General features: G+C 58.9%; 4 protein-coding genes. 2 read left to right on the forward strand and 2 right to left on the reverse strand.

The features are described 5' to 3' along the window. Positions 1-52: 52 nt before the first annotated feature. Entirely contained in the window at positions 53-1429 is a 1377-nt protein-coding gene (locus NZK35_RS33560) for a sulfatase-like hydrolase/transferase (RefSeq protein ID WP_259636899.1), read from the reverse strand. A 210-nt stretch (positions 1430-1639) separates the two neighbouring features. Between NZK35_RS33560 and NZK35_RS33565 the strand changes: the two genes are divergently transcribed. Next, positions 1640-2176 carry a Uma2 family endonuclease gene (locus tag NZK35_RS33565; RefSeq protein WP_259636900.1) on the forward strand — a complete coding sequence of 179 codons (537 nt, stop codon included), beginning with the start codon at positions 1640-1642 and terminating at the stop codon, positions 2174-2176. A gap of 40 nt (positions 2177-2216) precedes the next feature. Here the strand turns inward: NZK35_RS33565 and NZK35_RS33570 are convergent, their stop codons facing one another. Next, on the reverse strand, positions 2217-3035 hold the full coding sequence (locus tag NZK35_RS33570) for a hypothetical protein (RefSeq protein ID WP_259636901.1): 819 nt from the start codon (positions 3033-3035) through the stop codon (positions 2217-2219). A 161-nt stretch (positions 3036-3196) separates the two neighbouring features. Between NZK35_RS33570 and NZK35_RS33575 the strand changes: the two genes are divergently transcribed. Beyond that, positions 3197-4853: M64 family metallopeptidase (locus NZK35_RS33575; protein WP_259636902.1), on the forward strand; the 1657-nt coding region annotated here is incomplete at its 3' end.

A 4853-nucleotide genomic window follows, 5' to 3' on the forward strand; every position in this document is an offset into this window, starting at 1 on the left:
AGCTGGAAGCTTGCCCCACTTTTGGTGCGTCACAAAGCACCAGGGCAAAGCGTCACCTATCCAAGACCTTGCCATAGGCATCCACCAGCGGCGGTTCATCGACACCGGACATCGCTCGATCGATCACGGCTTGCAACTCGGCTCTGGCCACACGATCTTCTTCGTCGTCCTGCTGGACCAACGTCTCTTTCAGAGGCAGTTCGCCGATACGAAACATCCGTCCATCGCGGAACAGCTTGTGGGTCTTGTTGAGGGCGAAGACGTGGCGGCTGAATTTTTCTTTGTCCCAGCCCGGTCGAGGGTCATACCAAAAGAACGCTGCCTCCCGGCGTGGCGTCGGCTGGCCGACCAATTGGGGCACAAAACTGATCCCGTCCAAGTGCTTTCCAGTTTGCTTTTCGACTCCGGCCAACTCCAACAGCGTCGGGTAAAAATCCGAGGCGTCGACGATGCCGTCGACGACGGCGGGTTTGTAGCGGTCTGGGCAGTGCACGATCAGCGGCACGTGGATCCCGGTCTGGGTCGGCATCGCTTTGCCACCGGGGATCAAGCGGCCATCTTTCATTTTCGAGGTGACTTTCAGATGGGTGCCGTTGTCGCTGTAAAAGATGACGATCGTTTCGCGTGCGAGATTTCGCTGACGCAAACCTTGAAACAAGTTCCCCATCGTCGTGTCCATGTACTCGATCATGTCGCTTCCGTAGCGCAGATGTTCTTCTTGCGGCTTGTCGGGGTTCCAGTCGGCGGAATCGGGTGTCGGAACGAACGGCCAGTGGGGCAGCGCCATCGGGTAGTAGACGAACTTCGGCTTGTCGGTCTTGGTGTCCAGGAAGGCCATGATTTTTTCGACCCAAACGTCTTCGCCGTAGCGGCCGTGGTACGTTCTGAGTGTTCCTTCGCCGCCGCGCCGGCCTTCCAACATTGTCGGGTTGGCGTAGCGTGACCCCTTGTCTTCGGTGTGCAGGGCATGGAACAACGCGTACTCATCGAAACCCGCGTCTTTGGGGTGCATGCCCTTGCCACGTCTGGCCTCCGCGCCCGGCAGGTCGGGTGGATCATACGACTGCAATTGCCACTTGCCGAAGATTGCGGTCACGTATCCGGCATCGGTCATCGCGTGACCGAACGTGCGTTCGCGTGGATCAAGAATCCCGAAGTAGGTCCAATTGCGATGATTGTCCTTGCCGGTCATCAACTCCACCCGCGTCGGCGTACACAGCGGTTGCGAGTAGGCGTGGGTGAATCGGACACCGGCGGCCGCCATCCGATCCAGATTCGGCGTTCGGTAAGACACACCCCCGTAACAACCGAGCCCCTCGATGCCGACGTCGTCAGCCATGACCAAGATGATGTCGGGCTGTTCGGCTCGGGTCCAGGAAGAGCAGGAACCGCCGCCTAGAACGGCAAGCAGAACAATCAAACGTAGCATTGGTGATCTCAAACGACGCGAGGAAAGGTCGGGGGGAGGGGGCCATCATGACCGTGCTGGTCCCCGGCCGGACGAAGGCGTCTCATTCTACTCCGTGACGGAACTTCATGGCGCCGCGTTCGAGGCATCTGACCGTTCCGTTCGCAATTTGTTCCTCCGTGATATACTGGTGATGGCATCTATCAAGCACCTGCTCGCCCCGTTGATTCAATGCCTGCTGTCCCAAAATATATTCCGCGATACACCGTTGATGACTACGCGACCTGGGAGGGAGACTGGGAGCTTTGGGATGGGGTCGCCGTCTCGATGAGCCCCAGTCCGTTTGGAGTTCATCAACTGGTGCTTTTTAACCTTGCAAGAGAGCTCGGTTCTCAACTTCTCGCTCAGAAGTGCGATGCGGTCGTCCTCGGTGAAGTGGACTGGATCGTTTCGCGGGACACCGTGGTCCGGCCCGACGTCGTAGTGCTGTGCGGTGGTGTTCCCGAGAAACACATTGAAACGACACCCGGATTTGTCGCCGAAGTCTTGTCCTCTTCGACGGCCGAACGCGACCGCACCTTCAAACGCGATTTGTATGACGAACAAGGCGTCCCGATCTACGCGATCCTGGACCCAGCACTCAAAACCGTCCAGATCCACCGACGCGACAACGATGGCAAGTGGAACGCCGAATCTGTCGCGGATCGCTTCGAGATCACGGTTTGTGAAACCTGCACCGTAACCGTTCGTCTGGCGGACCTGTTTTGACCTGGGCGAATGCGTGATCGGGGTGTGTTGACAACCCGCGTTAGGCGATTGCGATCTTGTCTTTGGTCACGCGGAGGACGCGTTCGCTGAGCGGATGTGACTGCCGGCGGGCGTCCAGCGCGACGGTCTGACTGAGTTGTTGGTGCAAGTCCTCATCGACCGTCATTGGCCAAGCGATGAGGAAGTCTCGGTTGGGCACCCCGACGTAGACTTCTCCGTCTTCGTCGCCGGTCAACTCCGAGATGATCCTGGCGCGGATCTCGGGGATCAGAATCCTGGCCGCATCGTAGCCATCGCCCGTTTGGATCGCCACCAGTGGAGCCGGCCCGGGCATGACGGTCATGGGTAACGTCGGGCTGGACGTCACGATGTTCAGCTTGCCGATTTCGATCGCATCGACCGCTGATTGGCCCCAGCGTTCCAAATCTTCGTTGCTGATGTAGGCATAGCCGGTGTCACAATCACTGACCAGACTCGAGTGCACGTCGTCGGCGAAGGGGAACGTGATCGCACGGCCGACATCGGTGACTTTCGCGCTGACCAATTGAACTCTCAGCCTCGGTTTGACGTCTTCCCAGGCCTGCGGGATCGCTTCGGCGGCGCCATCGATCAGTTTCAACGCACCGGCGAATTTTTCGATGATCACCTGATCGAACTCTTCGTCGGGCAGCGGGGATTGTTGAAATTGCGCCCACAAGTTGCTCATTCCGAATTTTGCCGATCCGTCCGTGATGACGCCCAGTTCTTCGCCGAGTCGAAAGCCGCGTGTCGGAAATTCTCGCTGGATGACCGAGAGGACGCGATTGGTGAAGGCTTCGAGCATGGGGGAGTCCAGACTGGCGAAGAAGAGTGTTGGCAAGCCGAGGCCTCAAGTCTAACGCGCTGTGCCACGAATGTCACAGGGCGACGAGAACCTGGCATTGAAACGCCCTGGCGAGCGACTTCGTATTACCCTATGACCTTGCGGCGACTCGTGCGAATCACGGCGCAAAAGCAATCTTCCTCCGTCCCACCATCGTGATGCTCAGGCAACGAAAAAGACGATTCTCGTTTGAATCCCTCGAAGCTCGGCGACTGCTGGCGGCTGATGTCGCGTCGAGCGATTGGATTGATCCGGCCACGGCGCCCCCGATCGAATCGGACGTGACCGGCGTGGACCAATGGAGGATGGGGCCGTTTCAACGGCAGGTGCTGTTGAACTCGGCCGATCTCGGTTCGCCGGCTGAACTGACCACGGGGTTTGAAACGGTGCTCAACAACGGTCCGTCCGACAACCGAGTGGACATCGTGATTCTCGGTGACGGATACACGGCAGCGCAGATCGACAACGTTTATCTCAGTCACGTCAACGGAATGTTGGAATACCTGTTTAATGCGGGACAAGATCCCTACCCGCGTTACGCTAACTTTTTTAATGCGCATCGCATCAACGTCATTTCCAATCAGTCCGGTGCCGATGAACCACCCAACGAGATCTTCGTCGACACGGCATTGGATGCCTTCTATTTTTGCGGCGGGACGGAACGACTGATTTGCATCAACAACGCCAAAGCCAACGCGGCGAAAAATGAGGCGCTGGCCGGCGCGGGATTCAGCGCCGAGATGCAATTTGTTTCTGTAAACGATTCCAAATACGGTGGTAGCGGGGGCAGTTACGCGGTCTTCGCCGGAGCCAACGGATCGGCTAACGAACTCGCCTTGCACGAAGTCGCCCACTCGTTCAACGACTTGGCTGATGAGTACGGGGGAAGTCCACTCTACACCGGAGGCGAACCTCGGGAAGTCAACGTCACCACCGATCCGCAGGGTGCGAAGTGGCAGCGGTGGGTCGGATATGATCAACCCGGCATCGGCACGATCGGCGCTTATGAAGGGGCGCGATACTTTAACCGAGGTCTGTATCGTCCCTCGAACAATTCCAAGATGCGTAGCCTGGGACGGCCCTTTGATGCGGTCAGTCGTGAAAAGATCATTTTGGACATCTATGACCTGGTGGACCCTGTCGACGACTGGTTGGACAACACCCAGACGATCCGAGACACTGCACCCGAGTTGTGGGTGCAGGCGATTGACTGGCAGGTCCAACAGGTGCAGTGGTCCGTCGACGGGGTCGAGGTGCCGGGCGCAACGGCGGGGACGTTCAATCTAGGCGACGCCGGGTTCGGCCCCGGTGTCTACGACGTCTCGGCGCGCGTCTATGACCCGACCGACTGGGTGCGCCATCAGCGATCGACGCTGGAACAGACGATCGGCTGGACCGTCGAAGTACTGGGGCCACCCGGGGTGGAAAGTGTGCAGATCAACTACGGCGACCCCAGTCGTTCGCTCGTCACGTCGGTCCAGGTCACGTTCGATTCGTTGGTCGACGTGTCCGCATCGTCGTTTTTATTGACGCCTCGGGGGACGCAACAATCCATCGCGTTGGATGTCACGTCGTCCACCACGGCGACCGGCACGGTGGCAGATCTGAGGTTCCAACCCGGCGAATTCGTGCTCCAACGTCGGGCCGCCGGACTGCACTCGTTGCTCGATGGTCACTACGAGCTGAAGATCATCGCGTCGGCCGTCACCACCACCGTGGGCGACGGTGCGATGCCCGCCGATGTCCTGTTTGGGAACCAGTCGACCGACGCGTTCTTCAGTCTGTTCGGCGACGTCGACGGCGACCGCGACGTCG

It is taken from the genome of Stieleria sedimenti (assembly GCF_025060895.1).
Lineage (GTDB): Bacteria > Planctomycetota > Planctomycetia > Pirellulales > Pirellulaceae > Stieleria > Stieleria sedimenti.